Annotated in this window: 19 protein-coding genes; 15 read left to right on the top strand and 4 right to left on the bottom strand. The window is 53.8% G+C overall.

The genetic code is table 11. The annotated features are described in order from the left end of the window. The 10 genes from AC06G8_RS19325 (at position 1) to AC06G8_RS19280 (ending at position 13,573) form a co-directional block, all read left to right on the top strand. Positions 1-4,719 (top strand): hypothetical protein, encoded by a 4,719-nt coding sequence (locus tag AC06G8_RS19325; RefSeq protein WP_480283596.1) that lies wholly within the window; start codon positions 1-3, stop codon positions 4,717-4,719. Then, positions 4,719-6,284 (top strand): hypothetical protein, encoded by a 1,566-nt coding sequence (locus AC06G8_RS19320; protein ID WP_480283595.1) that lies wholly within the window; start codon positions 4,719-4,721, stop codon positions 6,282-6,284. The genes AC06G8_RS19325 and AC06G8_RS19320 overlap by 1 nt, the downstream gene beginning before the upstream one ends. A gap of 39 nt (positions 6,285-6,323) precedes the next feature. Then, positions 6,324-7,523, top strand: coding sequence for a hemopexin repeat-containing protein (locus tag AC06G8_RS19315; protein ID WP_480283594.1), 1,200 nt, complete (start codon positions 6,324-6,326; stop codon positions 7,521-7,523). A gap of 256 nt (positions 7,524-7,779) precedes the next feature. After that, entirely contained in the window at positions 7,780-8,013 is a 234-nt protein-coding gene (locus tag AC06G8_RS19310; protein WP_480283593.1) for a DNA/RNA non-specific endonuclease, read from the top strand. 135 nt (positions 8,014-8,148) lie between these two features. Beyond that, positions 8,149-10,425, top strand: a complete 2,277-nt coding sequence (locus tag AC06G8_RS19305) for a hemopexin repeat-containing protein (RefSeq protein ID WP_480283592.1) — start codon at positions 8,149-8,151, stop codon at positions 10,423-10,425. Positions 10,426-10,663: 238 nt separating this feature from the next. Next, positions 10,664-11,080, top strand: a complete 417-nt coding sequence (locus tag AC06G8_RS19300; RefSeq protein ID WP_447664408.1) for an Rrf2 family transcriptional regulator — start codon at positions 10,664-10,666, stop codon at positions 11,078-11,080. A 100-nt stretch (positions 11,081-11,180) separates the two neighbouring features. Further along, the gene (locus AC06G8_RS19295; protein WP_480283591.1) at positions 11,181-12,038 is read left to right on the top strand and encodes an SDR family oxidoreductase; all 858 of its coding nucleotides are present in this window, start codon (positions 11,181-11,183) and stop codon (positions 12,036-12,038) included. A 120-nt stretch (positions 12,039-12,158) separates the two neighbouring features. Next, the gene (locus AC06G8_RS19290; protein WP_480283590.1) at positions 12,159-12,263 is read left to right on the top strand and encodes a WCX domain-containing protein; all 105 of its coding nucleotides are present in this window, start codon (positions 12,159-12,161) and stop codon (positions 12,261-12,263) included. A gap of 254 nt (positions 12,264-12,517) precedes the next feature. Further along, the gene (locus AC06G8_RS19285; protein WP_480283589.1) at positions 12,518-12,928 is read left to right on the top strand and encodes a VOC family protein; all 411 of its coding nucleotides are present in this window, start codon (positions 12,518-12,520) and stop codon (positions 12,926-12,928) included. A 174-nt stretch (positions 12,929-13,102) separates the two neighbouring features. After that, positions 13,103-13,573: a phage tail protein gene (locus tag AC06G8_RS19280; protein ID WP_480283588.1), complete on the top strand. Its 471-nt coding sequence runs from the start codon at positions 13,103-13,105 to the stop codon at positions 13,571-13,573. Between the two features lie 373 nt (positions 13,574-13,946). On the opposite strand, the gene AC06G8_RS19275 is transcribed toward AC06G8_RS19280, so the two are convergent. Continuing rightward, complete coding sequence (locus AC06G8_RS19275; RefSeq protein WP_480283587.1) at positions 13,947-15,041, bottom strand: MBL fold metallo-hydrolase; 1,095 nt, start codon at positions 15,039-15,041, stop codon at positions 13,947-13,949. Between the two features lie 431 nt (positions 15,042-15,472). After that, positions 15,473-16,570, bottom strand: coding sequence for a PdaC/SigV domain-containing protein (locus tag AC06G8_RS19270; RefSeq protein WP_480283586.1), 1,098 nt, complete (start codon positions 16,568-16,570; stop codon positions 15,473-15,475). 136 nt (positions 16,571-16,706) lie between these two features. On the opposite strand from AC06G8_RS19270, the gene AC06G8_RS19265 reads away from it, so the two are divergent. Continuing rightward, a complete protein-coding gene (locus AC06G8_RS19265; protein ID WP_480283585.1) occupies positions 16,707-17,054 on the top strand; it encodes a hypothetical protein in 348 nt (115 codons plus the stop codon). Positions 17,055-17,138: 84 nt separating this feature from the next. Here AC06G8_RS19265 and AC06G8_RS19260 read toward each other — a convergent pair whose 3' ends face one another. After that, entirely contained in the window at positions 17,139-18,779 is a 1,641-nt protein-coding gene (locus AC06G8_RS19260; RefSeq protein ID WP_480283584.1) for an esterase/lipase family protein, read from the bottom strand. 130 nt (positions 18,780-18,909) lie between these two features. Beyond that, positions 18,910-19,530 carry a TetR/AcrR family transcriptional regulator gene (locus AC06G8_RS19255; protein WP_447664311.1) on the bottom strand — a complete coding sequence of 207 codons (621 nt, stop codon included), beginning with the start codon at positions 19,528-19,530 and terminating at the stop codon, positions 18,910-18,912. Positions 19,531-19,746: 216 nt separating this feature from the next. Here AC06G8_RS19255 and AC06G8_RS19250 point away from each other — a divergent pair, with 216 nt between their 5' ends. The 4 genes from AC06G8_RS19250 (at position 19,747) to AC06G8_RS19235 (ending at position 24,590) form a co-directional block, all read left to right on the top strand. Beyond that, positions 19,747-20,619 (top strand): GNAT family N-acetyltransferase, encoded by an 873-nt coding sequence (locus AC06G8_RS19250; RefSeq protein WP_480283583.1) that lies wholly within the window; start codon positions 19,747-19,749, stop codon positions 20,617-20,619. A gap of 344 nt (positions 20,620-20,963) precedes the next feature. Then, positions 20,964-21,860, top strand: coding sequence for an SDR family oxidoreductase (locus tag AC06G8_RS19245; protein WP_447664313.1), 897 nt, complete (start codon positions 20,964-20,966; stop codon positions 21,858-21,860). Between the two features lie 309 nt (positions 21,861-22,169). Continuing rightward, the gene (locus tag AC06G8_RS19240; protein ID WP_480283582.1) at positions 22,170-23,975 is read left to right on the top strand and encodes a zinc ribbon domain-containing protein; all 1,806 of its coding nucleotides are present in this window, start codon (positions 22,170-22,172) and stop codon (positions 23,973-23,975) included. A gap of 21 nt (positions 23,976-23,996) precedes the next feature. Beyond that, complete coding sequence (locus AC06G8_RS19235) at positions 23,997-24,590, top strand: zinc ribbon domain-containing protein (protein WP_480283581.1); 594 nt, start codon at positions 23,997-23,999, stop codon at positions 24,588-24,590. Positions 24,591-24,593 lie beyond the last annotated feature (3 nt).

The following is a 24,593-nucleotide window of genomic DNA, read 5'->3' as shown; positions in this document are numbered from 1 at the left end:
ATGGTATTCGCATATCGAGATCACCGGCTGGACCTGGTCAAGAGGGCAATGGAAGTTTTGGCCTCGGAGGAGAAAAAAGCGCGAAAACTCTCTCTTCCCGGATCGGGCGGGCGACCCCGTAGAGGGCAGGAGCCCAACCCGATTCCTTTCCCGTTTCCGGTTCCATCGCCTATAGACCGTCTTCGGTTGCAGCAGTTGTCGGGTTGGAGAACCCTTCTGGAGCGGGAGCTAGCGTTGTTGAACACTTCCGGTTGGCAGGTTACCGATGAAATCTACCGTGAAGTCGGCCTGCAATGGCTATGGGAAAACGCCGGCAGCGCGTTTAACCGCATGAAGGAGGATCCCGCGGTTCAATTGTTGAAGCAGCCTTCCGGATTTACGGCGGAAATGGGCCAGAATATCGCGGACGTTTCCCTTGGAAAGGGGGATGCGTCTGCCGGCTTCGCGGATCAAGTGTTGGCGGCAATCGCCGGCGATGAACGGATTTTCGACGATCTTCTGATCAACGGACACCGGCTTTGGTTTTTGGAGCGCGAAAGCCGTTTCTATCCCTATGACGAAGTCGGGGTTCTTCTCCCGCTGCGTCTGGAGACATTGTTCGACGAGCTTGCTCCGGGCCAGTGGATGCTCTCCCTTCGCGTGATACCGGACGAAGCTTCCCTCCAACGAGATTCATCCAACGTAAGCGAGTCGGAGCGTCGGTACTTGGACGACTTCTGGGCCGATCTCTATCAGTCCGTTAAGCAGCGGAATCCGATCAATCTGATCGAGTTGTTGGCCCTTATGGAGGATCGCTCGCTCGCCGGCTCTGCTTGGCGTCGGCTATGCGGACGACTGGCTCCGGCAAGGGCAGCATGGCTCGTCTCTTCCTTCTACCCATCCGCGTTCGGCGAAGGCCCCTTTACCGCGAACGTTCCTGCCGAACGAATCGGCGACGCCAAGCCGAACAGACTTGGCGGATTGCCTGATTCGATGGAAGTATGGGCCGTGCATGCCAGTCTCCTCCAAGAGACGGGCTTACCTCTGCGCAGACTCGTAGGTACGCTTCAAGCTGACGGAGAAGAGGGTGCGAATGATCGGAAAAAAGCCTTGGCTAGTCTATCTCTGCCGAATGACAAGGATTTCGCGGACAATGTCTGGTGGGCGAATTGGGAGATGGCTAAGCACATCGGGCTTGGATTCGAGGAAGTGCTGCCTGCCGAATGGACGCCTTCTTCCATTCGCGCGATCTACGTTGTCGGGCTTGGCGAAGCGACGCCGGAAGAGCATTTCCGCACTCAAGCCGATGCCGGGGAGATGGGCATTCTCCGTCTAGGAGAGCCCACCAACAGCGTCCATGGCGCGGAAGCCGCCGACTTGTTCAATGATCCGGACATATGGCTCGGCGTGGCGTTGACCCGTATCCGGCAGCAAACGGAGCCAGAAGATTATGCCAAGCAACACCCCGTTTCGGCTGCCGTTAGCCGGGCCTTGACGGGAGATGACAGGTCCATGCCTTACATACCTGGGGGGGACGCGAACGACACCCAGGAAAGCGTACGATTCGTTCAAGCGTTATGGCCGGCATTGTGGGGCCATTTTCTGCGTGATCTGTGGGGCAAAGGAGACGAAGCCCTCGCTCTCGGCAGATGGGCGACGCAAAATTTGTATCCCGAGGGGCCTCTTCCTCCGGTTCGCATCGACGACCAGCCTTACGGCTTGTTGCCGGCGACGGTGTGGACCCGGTGGGAAGGCGACACGGACGGAGAGGGTGAACTGGAAACTCGGCTGGCGCGTCGCATGACGCAGTTGAGCAGAAGTTGGGCCGCCTCCGCCGAAGGCCGCGGGACAACGTTCGGTTCGGATACGAATCGGCTGATCGATCTTCTCGGCCAAGATGCTTTGAGTGCCTCCTATGGCTATCGCATCTTCAGTTCCGCGGAATTTCTAGCTGCCGCATACATAAAGGACAATCAACTTTTCCGCGAAGTTATCCATTCCTACTACCAGAGCGCCAAATCCGTTATGGAGAAAGATCCGGAACGCCTCTTCGTGAGCATGCACGAGGGCATCTATGAAGTCGGGCTTCAGTTGATCGCCGCCAAGCACTCTCCTCATAGATTTCCAGTGAAAGAAATGATCCATTCCTTCTTTTCGGGCAAATCTTTCGACAATATCGTGTTTGAGGAATTTCGAAGCGTTTGGCCGGACAGCCTACTCATTCGTATGATGCTCCATGCTTTGTCTCTCAGCCAAGCCTGGTATTCGCAAGCCGCCCTTGGCAACATGGAGCCTTTGCTGGAGCCCTTACGGAACAATCAGGCGAGTTCAGTCTTAGAGGCCTTCCGAAGGGCATTCCCTCCTTTATTTCAGAATGCCCAGGGCGGACCCGACATTCATGCGATTATTTTGTCCCATATGGACGCTTTGAAGCAACTAGCGGGAGAACTGGACCTCTTTTGGAAACAGCCGGAGGATCAGGAATCGCGCTATGCGTGGTTCGAGATCCCCGTCGATCGGCTAGCCCAGTTGGAACGAGCCTTTAAGGCTACGCTGGACACGGCGACTCACCGGATTGATCCCTGGCTGATCGGACTCGCTTGGGGGCGTATCCAAACGGCCGGCAATAGTATCCGCAAAAGATTCAGGCTCGGCGCGTACGGCTGGGTCGACGGCCCGTTCTTAGGTAAGCCCGGTCCTAACGATGCCGGACGACTCCATGCGCCTTCTTATTCGCAGGCGTTAACGGCGCTCGTCTTGCGGGACAAATACTTGACCGCCCAAAGAGATGTAGCCGCGATCGATGGAACGGCGGCGGGCGGCCCCGGTACTTGGCAGATTGACCTGAACTCGCAAACCGTGCGCATGGCCATCGAGCTCGCTGAGGAGACGCGCATGGGATTCCATTTGTATGAAGTCGTCGGGAGGCGCTTGGAAGGCATCGTCGGCAGCAAGGAGAAAGTGGAATTCCTTCGGCATGCCTATCCGATGCGGCCGTCCGATAACCCCCTCAGGGAAAGCTGTCATGGTATCGACGCGGTCAACGGATGGAAACAGGGTAAAGCTTTTCCCGAACTCACGGAAGGTCAACCAGAGGAAGTCGACCTGCTCTATCGTACGCTCGATGCCTACGCCGACTTGCTTGTGACCGACGCCGTGCATCAGATCGTCACCGGGCGCCCGGACATGGCTTCGGCGACCATGGAAGCGGCCTCCGGTTTGGGAAGACCTCCGTCCTTAGAAGCCGTTCGTACGCAGCCTTCCGGGTATGCACTGCACACAAGCGTCCTAACCGCTCTTCCGTGGGCGGAATTGCCTCTGGATCTATCCGAAGAACATCCTTGCCGGATCGCCGAACCGTCGCTTTTCGATTACGTAAAGGGATTGTTCCCGGGGGGTGACTACACGTGGAACGTGAAAGGCACGGTAACTTTGCCGGCGGACGACGGCGGAGAAGCAACCGAAGAGGAGCAAACCGGCAGCGTGACGCTGGTTCAGTTGGGGCTCGGTTGGACGCTCGCCGAAGCGGCTTTGCTGCCGGAGGAAATTTTGGCGGACTTGGCCGGCGCTAGGTGTAAGTTCAATAGAGTCGTTTCGGTAACGTCTCCCGCGGCCTATTCCGCAGCCCGGCAATTGACTGGAATATTCGCCAGTCAGCCAGCCGACGCCAGATCGCTGACGAAGGATATCAAGCTTACTGCAGCGAGCGCGAAGGCATTGGATAACGGGATCAAAGACGACCTTTTGGAAAGATTGAACAACCTCGCGACAGTCTTGACGGCGACTTCGAAGGAGCTTCGGGAAGCGGCGGACGACACTCAGTGCCTCTTCGCACTGCGCAAAGCGCTCCGGTGGGGCATCGTACCCACTAGCGACACATTCGAGCGCCGAATGCTATTTCATGGATTCGTGCACGGTACGCTCCCCGATACGGCGGAGACCTTGTCGCCGGATTTGCTCGAACGTCTGGCTCGATCCGCTGCCGAAACCCTCGAAACCCGTTTGCCGCAGCATCAGGAACTCAATGCGGAAATCGCCGATCTGGCGCGGATCGTATCCTCTGTGGCCACGCCGGACGGTTCGCTCCCTATTCTCGGCTTTTGGCAGAAGGGAGACGCATTATCCCTTACCGGCATGAAGCTAGACGATGACTCGCCTCTTCAAGAAGAGTGGCTCACGACGATGGCGACAGTAAGAAGGCCTCTTGCGAAGCTGGAATCGCTTCAATTGCAAGCATTGTCGCTCGAGACGCACGAATCCATGGTTGCGAAGAGCAACTTCCCGGTCGATCCATGGCGCACCGGGATTATTGAAGAGAATGCGGCATTGAGAAGGGCCGGCAAAGCGCCGCAATTCGATATCCCGCGGTTCGTCGCCGTTTACGGTCCTTCGGATGCGTGGTCGGGCGATAAGATGGCCATCGGTTTGTTGGACAAGTTCAGCGAGAGCATTCCTATGGCAGAGAGGAACTCCTTCGTCGCGCTAGGTTTCAACGCCCCGTCTTCAAGGGCGCCGCAAGCGATTCTGCTCGCGGTCCCGCCCAAGCCCCGGGAGAAGCTTGAGGGCGAAACTCTGATCGACATTCTCTCTGAGACGAGGGAACTTGCTCACGCTAGAGCCGCAAGACCCGAAGATTTGAAAGAACTTGGCATGCTCGCCTCCAGTCTTTGGTTCCAGGACGGTGCCAAGGACAGCGTTCGGTTCGACTCAAGCTTCCAATACAGGAGGTCGATTCTCTAATGGCCCAGACCACCTTTTACGATCGATATGTGAGGCTCGAACCCTATTCTCGCGTTCGTGACCTGGATCGCGGATTCGAAGCCAGCGTCTATGATCCCTGCTGGTTTCTTGCCCGCCAATGGCAGATGGGAGAACACCAGGGCGAGAATGCTTCTTCGCCTGTCGCGGCCCATTATAGGCTTTCCTTGGAAGATATTCGGACGCTTCCCGGCGAGCCTAAAGTGAATTTAACTGAGGTTCCCGCGGAAGCCGTCGTCGAGTCGGAGCTGGACGACTGGTGGACGATGGGAAGGCGCATTCGAGTGGGCCGACAGGTCAAAGCGTTGCTTGGCGACGCCGATGCCCATCCGGAGTTGCGGTTCAATCGACCGCCTCCGCCGTACGACGCCTTTCACGGCAAAATCGACGGGCTTGCGGCGTGGCGCCAAAGAGCTGCTGTTCCCGAATTGAACGACTTCGATTGGGGCGAGACGTCTCCTCCCGACAGCCCGCTCGCGTGGAAATCGGCCCATCTCCATTACGAACGGTCCTTCGATGCATCGTCTTCCGTTCTGGAAGTAAAGCGCCATCATGGCGGACCGATGGACTGGTATTCCGTGGATGCGAAGGAACCGGGCAATGGCGGCGAACCCGCTCAGATCGTGGAGGGGACCGTGATCCCTTCGCCGCTCGTCTATCCGGGTGCTCCGAACCCCCGTTGGTGGCAAATCGAAGAAGCGAAAACCGACATCGGCGGGTACCCTCCCGATCCTTCAAGCTTCGCGACGATGCTGCTGGTGGACTTGATCTATTCCCACGCGGACGACTGGTTCCTCTTTCCCGTCACCGTCAGAGCCGGCAATGTCTCAACGATCAAGGAAGTCGTGATAAAAGATTGTTTCGGAAGATCGTACAAGAGTACGGATCCAGCGTATCCGGGACTGCTTCCGCCTTCCGATTGGGGCATGTTCAATTGCGCGGGAATGGACGAGGCGTCCCTCGTGCTGTGGAACATCGCCGAGTGCCCGCTCGAAAGCGAACCGATCGAACGCGTACAGTTCGGCATCGACGAACAAACCAACTATCTTTGGGGCGTGGAACGCATCGTGGACGGACGCGAGGTCGAATCGAAGGAACGGATCTTGATCGACGATGCGGCGAACCCCCTGATATTGGACCCTGCGAGCAAACCGAACAGCGCCGTGCACAAAGCAAAATCTTTCCAGTACATCCCAGGCGTAGGAGCGCAGCTTTATTGGCACCCCTATGATCTCGTGACGGAAGACAATAAGCGCGTCTTCGTGCAACGCGGGCTCGCCGACCTGTCGCGCCATCAACCGCTTCCGCTTCCCCATCCGGCAGCCGAGACGTTATACGCGGGAACACCGAACGCCCGTCTGCTTCACAGGGTCGATCCATCGGCCATCCCCTCGAACGGTATCGAGATCGAACGTCGCTGGATGCTCGCCCGGGATCTGCTCGGCAATCCCGTATCGTGGACGCAACGCCAACGCAAGCCTCTCGTTTCTCCACCCGTTCATCTTTTGCGTTTTGACGTCATGGAGGAAATCGAGTTGAAAGTGTAGGGCTTTTAAAAATGATGAAGGATAAAAGGAGAATTTGCGATGGGGACTAAAGTGTTTTTTTTCAGCGGTGGTAATTATGTTCGTTATGATAGGGGAGACGATAAGGTAGACGAAGGTTATCCTCTTACTATCGTAAATAATTGGCCTGGCATGCAAGTCTCGGGTTTCGACACGAATCTTGATACGGCGGTAAATTTGGGTGGAGGCAAGCTCTTTTTCTTCAAAGGCAGCCAGTATGTTCGTTATGATATTGCCTCAGACAAAGCGGATGATGGCTACCCAATAGCAATCGCTGATGGATGGTCCGGTATGCAGGCGGCGGGATTCGATAAGGACTTGGAAGCGGCGGTTAGCCTCGGCGACGGCAAAGTCTATTTCTTTAAAGGGGATCATTATGTTCGTTACGATATTGCAAATGACAAAGTTGACGACGGTTATCCGCTCATGATCGCAGATAATTGGCCTGGTATGCTGCCAGCGGGATTCGAGCAGGATCTGGACGCTGCAATAAATTGGGGAGACGGCAAGATCTTCTTTTTCAAAGGGAGTACGTATGTTCGATACGATATCGCCGCCGATAAAGTTGACGATGGTTATCCCCTTGCGATCGCAGACATGTGGCCTGGTATGCAAACAGCGGGGTTCGACCAAAACTTGTGCGCCTCTTTCGATCTCATTGACTTGAATAGCGAGATATGGATTCCAGGTGCTGAAATACGTCGGAAAACACCTTTAGGTCCGAAATATAGACCCATGCCATGGCGCGGAGTACTGCATACAACTGAGGGGGGGACTTTCTCCGGAGCGGATGGCACATTTGATACGAACAAAGACTGGCCTCATCTCATTATTGAACCCAAAACGTTCAAAGTCGTGCAGTACATTCCGCTAAACGTCGGGTCAAGGGCTTTAGGCGACGCCAATGGAACGCTCGCGTCGAACTCGGCTCATGCCGTACAGATCGAAATCGTTGGCATGGCGAAAGATTCCCCCGATTTACCACCGGAGCATTTGGCATTCATTCGCGATGTTATGCGTCAGATAGAAGATTTGGTACCCATTCCAAGAAGATCCGACCGTACTTTTCTTCATTTTAACGAGGTGAATGCGCACCCGGAGAATCGGATGTCGGTTCAGGATTGGGCTGTCTTCTCCGGTTGGTGTGGTCACCAGCACGTGCCTGGGCAAAATCATTGGGATCCTGGTGCAATCGACATTAGTGCTTTACTGAATTCATGATCGCCGGGTTCTTTCATTGCAGACCGAGCCTGGCAGCTATTATGCGCGAAAATCGATGATCGATGAATGATCCAAAGCGGAAACTGTCGCAGGAGATCCGGTAGCAAAGGAAGTAGAACAATTAAGCATCGATAGATACGAAGGACTAACCGGCTACGACCCCCTTTTTCTCGGCAATGATTATCAAATACCTCTTCCCGTATTTCGGGAAGACCTGCAGCAAGACATTACTCCTCTCAAGACGGGCGATAAAATATTGACCTGCACCCACTTCTCTATCGCGATGAGCAAATCCCGCAAGCTGGCATTTTACACGGCGGTAAATATCGACGGTAAACAATCGATCGAAATGAAGCGCAAGGATGACAAATGGTATTTTGATCCGCGGATAGATCGCGCATTCCAGTGCGGTCCGGATGACATGCGTTATCGGGGCATTCAAATTCCGGCCGAATTTTGGAAGGCTGCCGTAATGAAATCGAAGAAGTGACGGGACTGCGGTTCGGCAATCTGCGCGAGCATGACCCGATGCGAATGGAAGCTGAGATGACACATGTCATCGAAGATGCAGGGGACATCAAGCTATGAATTCGAACAAGCAACGAATAAATTAGGAGGCTTAGAGATGGGCTCAAAAGTTTACTTTTTTAATGAAGCTCAATATGTACGTTATGATCGAGAGGAAGACACGGTTGACGGCGGCTACCCCCTGCCGGTTGCCGATTTTTGGCCGGGTATGAAAGAGGCGGGTTTTGACGTCAACCTCGACACGGCGGTGAGTTTAGAAAACGGCAAGGTTTATTTCTTTAAAGGAAGCCAATATGTTCGTTTTGATAGTGCGGAAAATAGGGTGGAAGACGGCTACCCGCTTTCAATCGCCGAACAATGGTCCGGCATGCAAGAGGCGGGATTCGAGCAGGATTTGGATGCGGCATTGAATTGGGGAAACAACAAGATCTACTTTTTCAAAGGGAATCAGTATGTACGATATGATTTAACTGAAGATAAGGTAGACGACGGGTACCCGCTTTCAATCGCCGATCAATGGCCCGGCATTCAAGAGGCGGGATTCGAGCAGGATTTGGATGCGGCATTGAATTGGGGAAACAACAAGATCTACTTTTTCAAAGGGGATCAGTATGTTCGTTTTGATTTTGTTGGAAATATTGTAGACGACGGGTACCCGCTTGCGATCGCAGCACAATGGCAAGGTATGCAGGAGGCCGGATTCGCATTTGGCTTGAGTGCGTCTATTAATCTTAGTATTAAGGAACAGAGTAACACTGACCCGGAGCATTGGTTCCTTCCTGCTGCGTCTATGCCTAGAGACCCTCACTATACTTCAGGCAATGAGGTCACGCCACTTATTGATGGAGAGGCATACATGTCGCATCTAGCGGCTCGTATAGCAGCAATGCGTCCAGGCGATTACTTTTATCAGACCGGCTGGCGGGTATCGCCGGATCAATTGCTTGAGCCGACTACAGCTGGGCCGCCTACCTACAAGCAACAGGTTGTGTCGCTGATTCAAAGTGGAGTAACCGTGCGGGCCATCTTATGGTACCATTTTGGATCCGGGTTGATCCAATGGACAATGCCAGGCCAGATTTTCGGTTTGCTCTATAAGCACCCGGGCGAGAATATGAGTTTTGTTTCTGCCATCAATAACTTGGGCGTCTCCAATGGCACCGCTATTCTCGACGGTCGGGTAGCCCTTAGCGGGTCACATCATCAGAAGACGGTCATATTGAGTTCGGAAGGTTTGGACTGGGCTTATGTCGGTGGTATTGATATTTGCGTAGACCGCTGGGATATTCCCGAACATACGAGTCCGCCGCAACGGCAAACAGAAATTATGGATGCCTGGCATGATGTCCAATTAGCGGTAAAAGGTCCCGCTGTGGCGCAAGTATGGGAAAATTTCAGGCAACGCTGGAATGATCCTTCAGCACCTCATTATTTTCCTGGCGTGCCAGGCGGTTCAAAACCTTCTCCTATGAATGAAGCACCACCGAGTGGTGTCAGCATTGGCAACCAGCATGTGCAGGTATTAAGAACGCTGGCTTGCAAAGGCATATACTCGTTTATGCCGAGCGGTGAGCAAACGATTCGCCTGGCGTATGAGCGGGCCATCGACAATGCACGGCATTACATCTACATCGAAGATCAGTATTTGTGGCCATGCACGCTCATTGACAAGCTGCAGAAGGCTGCCGATCGCGGAGTAAAGATCATATTTATGCTCGCGCATAAATACGATATTATTGGACTCTCCATCGTTCATGAGCGAATGCGAGCAGGCGCAATTAATCAAATCCGCCAGAACAGCCCGGCCAATGTTTATGTCTATCATTTGCAACAGACCGGTCTTGATAAAGATATCTATTTGCATTCAAAGCTAATGATTGTGGACGATTGTTACGCCGCCGTTGGGACTGCAAATATTGGTTTGCGCAGCCACACCACGGATTCCGAAATGCACTTGGGCATCGTTGACGGGAATGTCGTACCGGGATCGATGAACGGCGTGGGCGTTCAAGTATGCAGTTTCGCGAAGGAGTTGAGACTCGCTCTTTGGCGCGAGCACCTGGGATTGCCGGACAATAGCACAATCGATGATCCTATTCTCGGCCTGATCCAATGGCCGGATCAAGCTTCGTCCAATCCTGCCGTTCCGAATCGGCGCCATCATGCCGTCTGTCATCATATACAACCGGGACCGGTTGATCATAAGGCCCTTCGCCGTCTTATCCTTGAATTGATCAAGATGAACTTTGTCTTTCCGATTGCTCTGCCAGCCATGCCGCTAGAGCTAATACCGGATGTCGTTCTTGAAAATTTGATTCCAGACCCGGAAGCGATCATTCGCAATCATTTCATGAATGTGGAGACGAAGTGCTGAGTTGCTGGTACGATCATCTTCCGCCTGAGGGCCTCGGCTCTCAGGCTTCTCAAATCGAGAAAACCCTTATAAATCAAGGCAATTCCATGCATCGACCAAATGGAACAAAATCTCCGTTGCATACGGTGCATGTGGAGTGTCTAATATTGATAGTTCTGAAAGAAATGCGTAATAAATGGCACGGATATTGACATCACTTTCGGTAGTAACTATACTGGTTACAACGGTGGTGATGCACTTGAAACAGATAAGTACTCGCTTTTCTATTGCTGTTCATATCCTTTCCCTGATTGCTGTCAGTCCAAACGAATGTACGGGGGACTTCATTGCGGGCAGCGTAAATACAAATCCCGTTATAATCCGGAGAATTATGGGGATGTTAAAAAAGATGGGGTTAGTGGAAGTACGGCCTGGGGTTGGAGGTGCTTCTCTACTCAAAGCACCTGAGGAAATTACGCTTCTCGATGTTTATCGGGCTGTAAATGTAATTGAAGACAACCAATTATTCCGTGTTCACGCAGATCCGAATGAGCGATGTCCAGTCGGGCGGAACATTGAGTTGGTTCTCCAATCCGAGTTGAATGAGGCTCAATCCGCTATGGAACACAGGTTGGCACAAACGACTTTGAGCCAACTCACACCAAGGTTCAAATAAATGAGAGCTCCTTTAAGAGAGCTTTTATTTTATAGAATTGTTGTAACTAATATTGTTATAACAATGGGAATTACAACAAACATATTTGGAGGAATAGAAGATGAAAATGTTAGTCACAGGAGCGACAGGGAAATTGGGGACTTTGGTTGTAGAGACGCTATTGAAATCTGCACCAGCGAGTCATCTGGCTGTCAGTGTCCGCAATCCAGAGAAAGCGGAAGGATTGCGAGCTCGTGGAGTAGAAGTTCGTGAAGGAGATTTTGACCGTCCAGAAACATTGGACTCTGCTTTTGCAGGTATCGATCGTTTATTGATTATTTCTGCGGATGGAGACAACGAAACAAGAATTCGGCAGCACACAAATGCTGTTGCTGCTGCAGAGCGTGCTGGAGTTAAATTCATTGCATATACCAGTGCAACGAATGCAAATGAAAGCAAGTTATTCCTTGCTGAAGTACACCGTGTCACAGAAGAAGCCATCGTCAAAACTGGCATTCCTTACTCCTTCTTACGCAACAACTGGTACTTGGAGAATGAAATTTCGAGCATTCAAGGCGTGATAGCAGGAGCTCCCTGGGTGACTTCTGCTGGATCTGGCAAAGTGGGTTGGGCACTGCGCCAAGATTACGCGGCTGCGGCTGCAACCGTATTGGCGGGGAACGGACACGACAATACCATTTATGAACTTTCGGGTAAACTGATGACTCAAGAAGAACTGGCGTCTGCTCTTGGCACGGTACTAGGCAAGGAAGTGCCTGTCCAACAGGTCGATGACGCCACTTATGCCGACATCATGAAAGGCGCAGGTGTACCCGACTTCGTTATCCCTATTCTCGTAAGTATCCAGCAAGGCATTCGAGAAGGCGCACTGGAGATCGAAAGTAATGATTTCGAAAAGCTGCTCGGTCGTCCAGTTACGCCAATTAGGGAGGCACTAACTGAAGTAGTTAACGTGTGATCTCTCAAACAAAATAAATGAACTTAATCGAAAACCGACCTTTCGTAATGTGAGGTCGGTTTTCGATTTGAAGGTTCAAATCTTGCCAAGTCGTTACGAGGAACGATAGTTAAATTCATCGTGGGTGATTTGCTGCCAGGGGTGCTTGGCTGGGGAGCGGGTGTAATCGTATTGGAACCTGAATCCTTCCAAGACAGAATTCGTGAGGAAGTCCAAAAATGTTGAAACGCTACTGACATAACGCTGTCAGCAGCGTTTTTTTATAATCGGAATGTAAACGTAAAGGAGTGGTGAGATAAAGGTGAAGTACGTCTTGCATCGGTTGGGAGATACAGCCAATCGATATCCACAAGCTCATTCACGGCAGGCGTGACTTCCGCCTAAATTTGAGAGGAGAAAAGCACTTGGTTATGAATACTGCTACAGCTAATCGGTGAAGCAGGTTACTTTAACAATTATTATAGGAAGGATGATATCTTGTGAAATTCGCTTCTGTGCGCATCATTACCAACGATGTAGATCGTCTCGTCGAGTTCTATGAGAAAGTCATGGGTGTTTCGGCGGAGCGCCCCGCGCCTGTATTTGCCGAACTCGTTGTGCCATCATGTACCCTGGCAATCGGCCACTCCCAGACGGCGCAGCTTTTCGGCGCTGGTTCCGTAGCGGCAGCCCATAATCACAGTGTCATCCTCGAGTTCCGCGTCGACCATGTCGAAGCCGAATACGCGCGCTTGAAGCCATTTGTCGATGAATGGGTACAGGAACCGACGACGATGCCATGGGGGAACCGTTCGATTCTGTTCCGGGATCCCGACGGCAATCTTGTCAACCTCTTCGAGCCGGTGACTGAGGAAGCGATCGAACGGTTCAGTGGAAGGCGAACCCTCTAATCAAAAAATAAAGCAGGTCTTCTCCTTGTTTGGGCAAGACCTGTAAAACTTGTATCCAGCCTATCTTCTGTTCGATAATGAAGTAGGCTCTTTTGCCGTTTGATTGATACGCTGAGCCATAAATAAGTAATGGCAAGTTTTTTCGGGAACACTGAGAAAAAAGGAGAGATGAAATTGTCCGATATCGTTGATTTCAAAAACGTATCTACGGTTGGTTTGGAGTCTTCGCCTGTTGCAGAAGCGCTTGCGGGATTGCGCGCGAATGAAGCCCGTTATTTTATGAACAAGTACAAGCATGAGTTTGTGGTCGTGCCAGCCGGCGAAAGCCAGGAAGCCCTTGATTATGTGAACCGGATTTTGAAAGAAGAACGTGAACTTGAGTTTGCGGCCAAGCCTCTAGAAACGTCGCAGTTTCAAGTCGAGAATATCCAATTTACGTACGTCTTTTATGAGGATGGCCTTTCGGTCAATGTCATGTATACGGTTGATGACCCTAAGAAGCGGGCCGTTGGTTTCAAGCTGTCCGAGGGGATGGAAATACCCAAGGAGCTGGAAGAGAAATTCAAGTTCGCCAGGCAGAAGTCCAAGCTGGCTGGAACAATCCGGGGTTCGTATTTTGTCATCAAAAAAGAATATTTGAGGTAACCGGATGAACGGCTCGAGTCGGGGCGCTGTGCCGGCTCCGTCTCGTCATTCATAAGCGAGCCAAGCATGGCTTGGTTATGCCCAGTGATGCTTCATGAGCAGGCGAGACTTCATAAGCATCGATTTTGGGAGCAAGCTTGGAGCTTTTGTACCCGTTCCCTCATGAGACGACCAAATCCGCTGCTTGCTCCTGTGATAAGCCATGTCCTTTGAGTCGGAATTCGCGGTCGTGTTTCAAGAGCAATCTGGAAAATGCCAAAAAAGCGGCTTGTCCAAGCCGCTTTTCCTGAACGTATAGACGGCGGCTGACGGCAGTCAGCAAAATGACCGCCAGTCCGACACATACTGATGTGGCTCCATCCGTCCGGCTCGCCTATTTCCACCAAGCCGACGTCATCTCTTCAGGAGCGCCGACAACCACAGGTTGTCCGAGCCTAGGGGTTGCGATCGCGACTCCCTCTTGGCGTGCAGCTGCAACGACACGTTCGATGGGATCGGTCCATTGGTGCAGCGCTAACGTAAACGCGCCCCAGTGAATCGGAATCAGCAGATTCGCCTGCACATCAAGATGCGCCTGCACCGTCTGCTCCGGCATCATATGAATGGCCTCCCAGCTTGCATCGTACTGGCCGCATTCCATCAAAGCGACGTCGAAAGGTCCATGCCGTTCGCCGATTTCCTTGAAGTGGGGGCCGTATCCGCTGTCTCCGCTGCAGAAGACGCTCGTATGCCGGCCCTTCAAAACCCAGGAGCACCATAGGGTCGCATTCGAATCCACTCCGCGCCTGCCCGAAAAATGGCGCGCCGGCGTGCAAGCAAGCTGCAGTTCTCCCAAATCAGCAGCATCCCACCAGCCAAGCTCCTCGATCTTGTCCGGAGCGACACCCCATCGGATCAAATGAGCCCGCACGCCGAGCGGTACGAAAAAGCGGCCGACCTTATCCTTGATCCGTTTGACCGTGCCGTAGTCGAGATGATCGTAGTGATCATGGGTAATCAATACGGCGTCCAGCGACGGCAATTGCTCGGCATCCAGCGGCGGGCGCCCGCTGAACCGTTTGCCGCCGAATATCGGAAAGGGCGAAGGCGCGTGGCCGAGCATCGGATCGACCAAGATCGTCTGTCCCTCTATGCGAAGCAGAAACGTCGAATGTCCAAACCAGATGATGCTCGTCCTCTCGGAGCTCGTGAATTCGTCCGGATCGACCCTGTCGACCGAAAGTGCCGCTGCGGGCCGGCGATTATTTCCGCCTTTGAGGAATTCCTTCGCCACGGCCAACATGGTGGCAGGATTGGCAGCCATAGGGGTTTCAATGCTGTTGTTGAATCGACGGCCGGAATATAAAGCTTCTTTTGATGCGAACTTCAAGCGCTCCGCGCGAGATACCCGTCCGCCTAACGCCGGATAGATTAAAAACGTTGCATAAACAACGGAAATGACTCCAACAATAATGATCAACCACGTCAAGCTGCATCCCGCCTTCGCTCCAACATTCTTCAGTAGAACGGCAAAAGATTCGTCCGCGAATCACGAGACTCGTCTTTGGTTCTACAAGTATACGGCTTTATTCATCATAACGCGTCCGGCGACAATTTGCGAAGCTGACTTCAAGGCAAGCTCTCTATTCGAATTAGTTGCTTGAGGAGGCAAAAAAACGATCGTCGGCTACTGCCGAACAATCGTTTTTTTGCGTTGATCAAAGGCCCATTGATGGAATAAAGTCCTCTATATGCAAATCTTCCACAAGCGCTGTTGCAGTATATTGGTCGCAACCTCAACATAGAAGGTTCGATCAGAAACCGTAGGAGACCATTCCGACTTTCATTCGTCCCTCGCTGCCAAGAGGCTCTCCATATGGTTTGAATCTCTTTCTAGCAACAGGGCGAGGGGGGAGCAGCTTATTTGAAGATCGAATAAGGAATGACGAACTCCGGCATGCCTTCCGCATAGGAGGTGTACTCGTACTGGGTGAAGTAAATGACGATTCCGTTGCGGTTGAGGAAATAGTCGCGGTCCGCCTCGATGGTCTGGAACGGAACCATCAAGTCCATATGGCGGCTTTTGATCTGCTCCTTGATTTCCTTGTTGATCGCGGAGACGTAGTTCTCCTTGCCGCCCGCGGCTTCCTTCAAGGAAAGCACGCTGCCCGTCGCGAGATCGAAGGTGTAAGGCTCGCGCACCGTCATGCCATGCGCCCCCCCGGTATAGACGTAATAGTCCACGTAGAGGCTCAATTTCCCCTTTTCGTTATAGGAGACCGTGTATCGGCCATCCAGGCTTGGCGTGCGGACATCGGCTTTCGGGTCGCCCGCCAGAATCTTCTTGTTTTCTTTGGCTTGAGGGTCCATCTCCTTGGAGCCTTCCGCCACGTTCCGGTCCGCTTCTTTCTTCAAGAAAGCGTTGATCTTGTCTTGCACGGCCGTATCGCCATACCCCGACAGGACGGGATAGTACACATGGATCGACTTGCCGCCCTCCTCGGAGGCGATGGCTTTCGTGCCGATCTTCAGCTTGTTTTCCTGGACGGCATGAATGCCGATCCTTTTGCTGGCTTGCTCATAGGAAACGGCATAGCCCATCTGCTCCAGCAGGACGCGGAGCGGCAGATACGTCGTGTTGTCCTGTACGATCGCTTCCGATCCGTTGTATATAGGCTGCCCGTTGAGCTTGAAGCTGCTGTCCTTCAAGCCGATCTGCAGGACACGGTCTCTTCCCGTGATCTTCACCGTACCGGCTGCCTTCTCGTACGTCGTGCTGAGGCCGAGGCTGGCGTTCAGGCTGCGCAGCGCGATGTAGGTCGTGCTGTCTTTATTAATCGTAGCGATGCTCGTTTCTTTTCCTTCAATGCTGAACGGCGTCGCGGCGGTTTTGAGAATGAGGCCGGCCTTCGCCGCCGCTGCTTGCCCGGCAGGCAAGGACAGCGCCATCGGCGCCGTCAGAAGAGCGGCAGTCAGCGTGGCCGCGAGCAGATTTCTTTTCCGGTTCTTTTTATTCATATTCAACATTCCTTTCTCTTGCTGGTCAAATGCTTATCTGGTTGATTACCCTCCATTAACGAGAGCTATACGGCAAATGTTGCAAGTCCTAAAAAACCTCCCCCGGCATAAACATGCTGATGAGGAGGGTGAGGATATGGACAAGAAGGCACAGCGTTTTTACCAGTTGAAGCAGAAGCAGAAAGAGATCGAACAGGAGCTTTCGGAACTCCGCAGTGAAATCATCCATCAATGTCTGGAGCTGGCGGTGCCCGAGCTTGAAGCCGGGAGTTACAGGATCAAGCTCATTTCCCAGGAGCGCAAAGAATACGACGATAAGAAGCTGTATGAGGCTTTGCCCGACCCCGAGCTGTGGCGGCTGCTATCCAAGGCCGATTCGGCCAAGATCGCGAGTCTGATTAAGCTGAAGGTTCTAACGGAAGACAGCCTGAAGGACACCTATTCGGTCAAGAAAGTGACGCTGCTGCAAGTGGATAGGAAGTAATGCGGCTGTCGTCGGAAATTTGGAAGCAAATTAAAAAGACAGGGGGATTGAATTCCCGCCTGTCTTTTGCCTGTATTCGTAGGGTTATTTCACCGTACCCTGGTCATCCGCAACCGCAAAGTTGTAGTTCACCGAGCGGACGAGCTTCTCGCCTTTGTCGTTCACGCCCTCCACGTCGAAGGAGATGTTGTAGATGCCGGGCTCGGCCGGCGCCGTCAGGGGCATGTTCAGGCTGCCGTCGACGGCCAGGTCCGGAAGCTCGCGGGTTGAGGATAAGGATGCCGGGCGGCCGGGGACCGATTTGGTCAGCTTGGGACGCTTGACGCTGCCTTTGAACGGCTTGCCGAAGTCGACGGAGAGCTGGAACGCTTCGCCTTTGCGGACCACTTTGCGGCTCGCCTTCAGCTTCGTGGAGGCTGAGCCCTCGATCTGCGCCATCGCGAAGTAGGCGTCGTTTTTGCCGTCCAGCTTCAGGCTCCATTCTCCCGCCTCCGGCTGCATGATCTGGAATACCCGGCGGACCGCCTTGCCGAAGATGCCGTCCGGATCGCTGTCCGCCGGAGCGGCCACGGAAGGATAGACTTGGCCGGATGGAGAAACGAGAGACAGCGCCGTGTCCTCCCGGCTCGTCATCACTTCCAGGGCGGCGCTGCCGATTCCGCTCTCGAGCGGGAACGAGACGGCCGATGCGCCGTCAACGGGACCGCCGCGAAGGATCAGGCTGGCATCCTGCTCTCCCGCATTTGCAGCAAGAGACGGCGAACCGAGTGCCGCTTGCAGCTGTCCGGACGGAGCCGCTTCCGGCGATGTCTGCGGCTGCCCGCTCGGCATCGCCGCTCCGGACGGGGCAAGAGCGGCCGTGGCCAGCTTCAGCTTCGGCTGCACGAGGCTCCACGTCTGGGAAGCGCGCGCCATGGCGCTGTGGGAGATGTTTTTCGTAAAGCTCCGGATGCCGTAGGGCAGGCCCATGGCGGAATATACGGATACCGCCCCGTCGTCCTCGCCCGGAAGCACGGCATGGGCGAACCAGTAGCTGGTGAAGATGCCGTCGTCTCCCTCGCCTCCGGACATATAGGTCTTGGTCGCATTCACTTCCGGCTTGACGTCGGTCTGGGCGCGGAAGTTCGCCATATAGGACGTTTGCAGCGAGTAGACGGCGTCATCCTGCTGTCCCATGATCGCGCCGAGCCAGGAGGTCCAAGTGCTGTAGGCCATATCCGCCAGCTCCGAGCCCCGGTTGGGCGTCGAGAGCTGATGGACCACGTTCACGTAAGGGGAAGCCCCGTAATAGACGAGCGCCGTCTGCGTGTCGATGCCGCCTTTGGAGTGGGCGATGATGTTGAGCTTGGGCACGTTGTAGTAGGCAGCGACCTTGCGGATCAGGGAGGCGAGAATCGGGCCGTTCTTCCACATGTCTCCTCCCGGACCGTCGGCGTCGGGCAGCTGCACGAACGCCGTCCGGTAGCCGGCATTGTAGGCGGCATCGTAGTAGCTGTCGGTCCCGATCCAGCGCTCATAGTTGGAATGAAGCCCCTGGACGAACAGAAGGACGGGCTTGTCGGACGAGGCTTGGGACGGCACCGCGCCGGTATACCAGTTGCCTGACTGGCCGGATGCATTTTCCTTATGCAGCAGAGGAGCGGGAGCGGCGTGAATCGCTTGAGGGAATGCCAAGGCCGCCCCCATGACCAGCGCAAGCGCGGCTTTCAACCGTTTTGTTCTCAACGTAAATCTCTCTCCCTTCAATAAATGGAATCGTTTTCCACCTATAAATTAAATGAGAAAGATTTACGGAGTATTCGAACGAAATGAAGGTTCTACAAAGACGGCCTGTCCATGGGCGGCAGCGATCACGTCAACGCATCGGTTCCTTCCTGAGGTAGGTCAGCATCATCTCTTCCATCTGATCCAGAATCCGCCGATATTCGCCTTCAGCCCCGTCCAGCATGAAGTTGACAGCCAGCCCGTCCCGAAAGGACCAGAAGATATAGGATGCCGCGGCATCGTCGAGGTCGGAACGGAATTCCCCGCTTGCCTTGCCCTCGTCCAGCAGCCTTCCGATGATGCCGAGTCCCTTGTCCCGGTAATTATTATGCATGCCGATCAGGTCGGGATTGCGGGAGACATAAACCATGAATTCCAGGTGGAAAGTCAGCCATTTCCGCAGATCGGCCAGCGGCTGGCTCCGGAAGCGGGTGAACAGGCTGCGGATTTTAGCCGTAGCGCCATCCAACTGCTGGAACTGGCCGTGCACCATTTCTGTCATTTCATCCATGCGGCTGTGTGCCAGCTCGATATACATCTCTTCCTTGCTGGAGAAATACCCGTATAGGGCGCCCTTGCTCATGCCGGAGCTGCGGACGATATCGTCCACGGATGTCGCCAGAAAGCCTTTCTCGACAAAACAGTCCAGGGCTGCGTCCAAAATGGAAGCCCGTTTTTCTTTTCGATACTGCTCGGTAACCTTCGGTGCCATCGTTGATCTCCTTCGGCTTTGTTTGCGTGTCATATGTTGTCCGCTAGGGAAATGATAGCATACATTTCTTCCTATGGAGGCTGGATGGAGGAAGAAAGCAAATCCAGTAAGTTTTATCCTTGCCATCCATATAATGTCCATTCTATAATAAAGACTGACCAGTCGGTTTTATTTACGCTGCTCCTATTCTATCATTCCTTGCGGAGGGATCAAGCTTTGATCACATTCAAATGTTTGAGCGAATGCACGTTGGAGGAAGCCGTCAACGTGTGGAATGAAGGCTTTGCCGGGTACTCCGTTCCCATCTCCATGTCTGTCGAGTCTTTTGTGAACCGCCTGGTGCTGGAAGAGCTGTCGCCGACCCTTTCCTTCCTTGCTTGCCGCGACAACCGTGCTGTCGGCATCGTCCTGAGCGGAATCCGCGAGGTGCAGGGCCGGAAGGTCGCCTGGAACGGGGGGACAGGGGTTGCTCAGGAGGAGAGGGGGACCGGGATCGGCCAGGCGATGATCGACCATGCGCTTGAGCTTTACCGGGAACAAGGCGTGGACATCGCGACGCTGGAGGCGATCAGCGAGAACGAAAGGGCGATTCGCCTGTACAAGAGCAGGGGATACGAGGTTGTCGATGAGATGGTCTATCTGGCCTGCGACTCCAAGCTGCCCGATCTCGCGGGGGACGTGGATGGCTTGACGGCTGTGCCGGGCACCGCGCTGGACCTGAAGCCTTATGAGAGGATGCTTCCTTGGCAGTTCCAGTGGCCGAACTATCGGCGCGACGGACAGTCTCTGGTTGTGCTTGAGCGGGGAAAGCCAGTCGCCTACGCTCTATACCGTCGCAGCTTCGATTCGACAGGAACGGGCATCGGCGTTACGATCAGCCAGCTGCGGGTGCTGGATGCAAGAGACGATCACGATGCTCTGCTTCGTTTCCTGCTGGCCCATATTGCCGAGCCCGAGCGGAGCTCGTACAAGCGGACGGTGCCTATGCTTCGTTCCGACGACGCACAGCACCGGCTGTTGACGGAGCTTGGATTCAAGCCGTCCAATCTGGAGCAGGTGTTCATGCTGCAGGAGCTGCAACGCGGCTAATAGGCTATCATCGGAAAGCAGCGATTACAGCAGCCTCTGTTCGGAGTACTTCCGAATGGGGGCTGATTTTATTTGTCCCGAAAGAGGGGAGAATGAAGGGAGGCCACTGAAAAAGCAGCGTAAGGCGCGAAATCGTTCTGGAGAAACGGATGTGGTCGCCTTTGTCCCCGGATTTCTCCCGTTAAAAGCGGCAGAAATCAGAGAAATCTGGGGACAACAGCGATCGGAAGATGGTTTCCGTCTGCAGCGACACATTTTCAGTGGCCTCGAATAAGGTGAACCCTTTCAAAGGCTTCAAAGTGGGTATATACACATTAGACAACAATCTGAAGGAGGCTGTGCATATGAGCGACCAATACAAGATGCAGGATCCGACCACCCAATATCAGAAGGCGGGTCCGGATTTTCAGCAGAAGCAGAACCCGCCTGGTCTGGAAAAGGAAATGACGCCGAAGCCCGACGCAGGGGAGAAGTCGTATCGCGGCACCGGCCGCCTAAGCGGCCGCAAAGCGGTCGTTACCGGCGCCGACAGCGGCATCGGCCGCGCTGTTGCGATTGCATTTGCCCGGGAGGGAGCGGACGTCGTGCTGTCCTATCTGCCCGAGGAGGAGCCGGATGCCAAGGAAGTCGTGAAGCTGATCGAAGAGGCCGGCCGCAAGGCGGTCGCCATGCCAGGTGACGTGAAGGACGAGTCCTACTGCGAGTCGCTTATCACTGCTGCGGTGGAGCAGCTTGGAGGCATCGACATTCTCGCGAACGTAGCCGGCATGCAGCAGTTCGTGGAGGATATCGCGGATCTGACGACGGAGCAGTTCGACGCCACGTTCAAGACGAACGTCTACTCGCTCTTCTGGCTGTGCAAGGCAGCTGTCAAGCATATGCCTCCGGGCAGCGCGATCATCAACACGAGCTCCATTCAGGCGTACAAGCCTTCGCCTATCCTGCTCGACTACGCCACGACCAAGAGCGCGAACAACACCTTCACCAAGGCGCTCGCCCAGCAGGTCGCTCCCAAGGGCATCCGCGTGAACGCCGTCGCGCCGGGTCCGGTATGGACTCCGCTGCAGATCAGCGGCGGTCAGCCGCAGTCCAAGCTGGCGAAGTTCGGCGAGAACACGCCGCTTGGCCGTCCGGGGCAGCCAGCGGAGATGGCGCCGGCGTATGTGTTCCTGGCGAGCCCGGAATCGAGCTACGTCATCGGGGAGACGCTGAACGCGAACGGCGGCGAGCCGACTCCTTAAGCCGCGGCCGCTGGAAATTCAGCCTGTTATTGAAGCTGCTGCCGCCTATTCACGTCATAAGCGATTTAACGGATAGATGAAGAACCCGAGCCTATATGGATCGGGTTCTTCTTTTTGATGCCTAATTAATTGAGGGGATATTTGACCTCTAGTATAAATTACCCAGGCCTTTCGTCCGATCTAAGTTATAAACTTACTGGAATATGATTCGTTTGGGGGATGCAAGGAAAGATGTCTTTTTGCGGAAATTGCGGCACCAGACTAAATGAACGCATGTTGTTTTGCAAAGAATGCGGGACAAAAGCAACCATGTCGATCGAAACAGATTCAATGGAAAAATCGGCAGAGGATGAAGCATTGATCATTGCTTATCCGCCTGAACCGGTCCAGTCTTCAAGCAAAAGAAGGAAGCCGGCAATCTTCCTGGCAGCGGCAGTACTGATGGCAGTCGTGCTGCTGGCCGGAGGCTTTAAGTTCGGTCAATACTGGTTGTCCGCCGATCGCTTGGTCAGCCGGTTTGAGCATGCCTTGCTGCAAAAAGACGGGCAGGCTATCGTTGGCCTCATGACCACCGATGACGAGCGTCTGGACCTCCAAAAGGCAGATGTGCAAGGCTTTCTCGCCTATCTTGAAGAGCATCCGGAAGCGGCGGGAGAACTGACGGGCAGCCTCCGCAAGCAAAGCTTTCTATTGGCAGGGGGAGAAAGTATCTCTCCCGACAGCGAATCAGCCATTCATCTGGTCAAGTCGAAAAAGCTGCTCGTATTGGATTCCTACCGGCTGTCCGTCTCTCCGGTATTCATCGAGCTGAGTACGAATTACAAGGACGCTTCTTTTCTGGTAGGTGGCAAGGAAGTGGCAAAATCCCAAAATCCGGGCGATCCGTACGTGGATGGTCCGCTCCTGCCGGGAATCTATGCCGTGGAAGCCAGGCTGAAAACCGATTACGTCGATTTGTCCTCCGTGCAAGAAGCCGAGTTATGGGGCGGGGTTCGGGAATATTCAGCGACGCTCGATCTTCAAGGCGATGAGGTGGAGATAAGGACGGGCTTGGAGGGAGACGGATTGCAAGGCAGATTGTACCTGAATGACAAGGATGTCGGCGTGAATCCGTTCGAGAACCGTTCTTACGGACCTGTGACGACAGACGGTTCCCTGAATCTGGCAGTTGAAGCAGACTTTCCGTGGGGGGCTGTCCGATCGAATGAACTTCCTATAATGGACTCGTATATGGAAGTGAATGTGGCGGATTCCGAACCGCTGCAAGCGGCTTTGATCGAGAAGGCGAACCAATTCCAGCAGGAGTGGCTGGAAGGAATGGCGACAGGGGATGCCGCCAAGCTCAAGTCGGGAACCGAAGCCATGAGAGGCGAGCTAAGCCGCAGCATTGAAGAGGCCGGATTGCAGGGGAGGCTGATGACCGCATCCTTTACCGGAGCGGCCTTTGACCTGGACTCGTTCCGTTTGGAATCGGCTGGCGGCCAGTGGCACGGCATGCTCGATACAGCGGTTCACCGTCTGAGGGCGGATTATAGGGCCGATGACTTGCCTCCGCAAGAGCTGAGAGAGGAAGTCGAGCTGCAGGGAATGACGCTCATTTACGATGAATCGGCCGCAGTCTGGATGGTCGATTCGGTTCGAGGCTTGTACGGCAGCGAATTAACTAATGAACGGGTGAAATATGTGGAGAATTCCCATCCACAGACCTTTAAATCATCCCCAAGCGCTCTTTTGAATCCTTCGGCAGATTCCGGCAAATCAGAAATCGGTGCTTTCCTTCTCCGCTATCTTGAAGCGTCGGTCGAAGCGATCAATGCGCGGGATTTCCAAGTCGTTGCCGCCATGCATGACCCTGACGGCCCTTCGTACAAGGAGTCGGAGAACTATATTCTCCATCTGGAAGAGAAAGGAATTACCGAGCAGCTGCTGAGCGCCGAAGTGGACGGAATCGAACTCCAGGAGGATGGCAGCTACAACATTTCGACGAGTGAATCATACGCCATCGCTTACAAGGACGGTACCGAGAAAACAAAGGCCTTCAAGTCTTCTTATAAAGTCGTCTTGATAGACGGCAAGCCGCGCGTGCGGAAATTGCTTGAAGTGAAAGAACAGTAGAAGAAAGGACAGGTTGAATCCATGTATTGCAAATATTGCGGCAGCGAGCTGGAGGAGCAGGCGAAGTTCTGCGTCAAATGCGGGGAGCAAATAGCGCCGGCGGCATCTGCTGCCGAATCGGCTCCGAAACCAGCCGCAGCTATGCCTACAACGGTGGCAGCGGACAATCTGGCGATGACATCAACGGCAAAGTATCGAAAACCGATCCTATTCGGAGCGGTTCTGGTCGCTATAGCCTTGATTATGATCGGCATGAATTCGTTCAGGGGAGGCTCATCCCAATCCAACCCTTCGGCGACAGTGAAGAGTTTTATGAAAGCCGCCGGCAAGCATGACTTCGATGCCATGATGAAGCTCGTCCCGCCCGATGCAAGGCCTGAAGGCGCCGATCTGAAATTGGCCAAGGAAATGCTGGATTACCGGCTGAAGGAGAACAAGGTTGAAATCGTCAGCTTCAAAATCTTGGACGTCAATAAGAGCGAGAGCAGCGCTACCGTTCGATATATGGTTCAAATAAGCCGTGACGGGGAGAAGGACGAGCCTGAGGATGATTCCATTGATTTGGTCCGGATCGGAAAGAAATGGTACATAGAGGAAGATAGTTTAGGATTTTAAATC

This window comes from Paenibacillus sp. SJS-P3, from assembly GCF_056711585.1.
The sequence above is the reverse complement of the archived record's forward strand: the minus strand, read 5'-3'. Positions and strand labels throughout refer to the sequence as shown.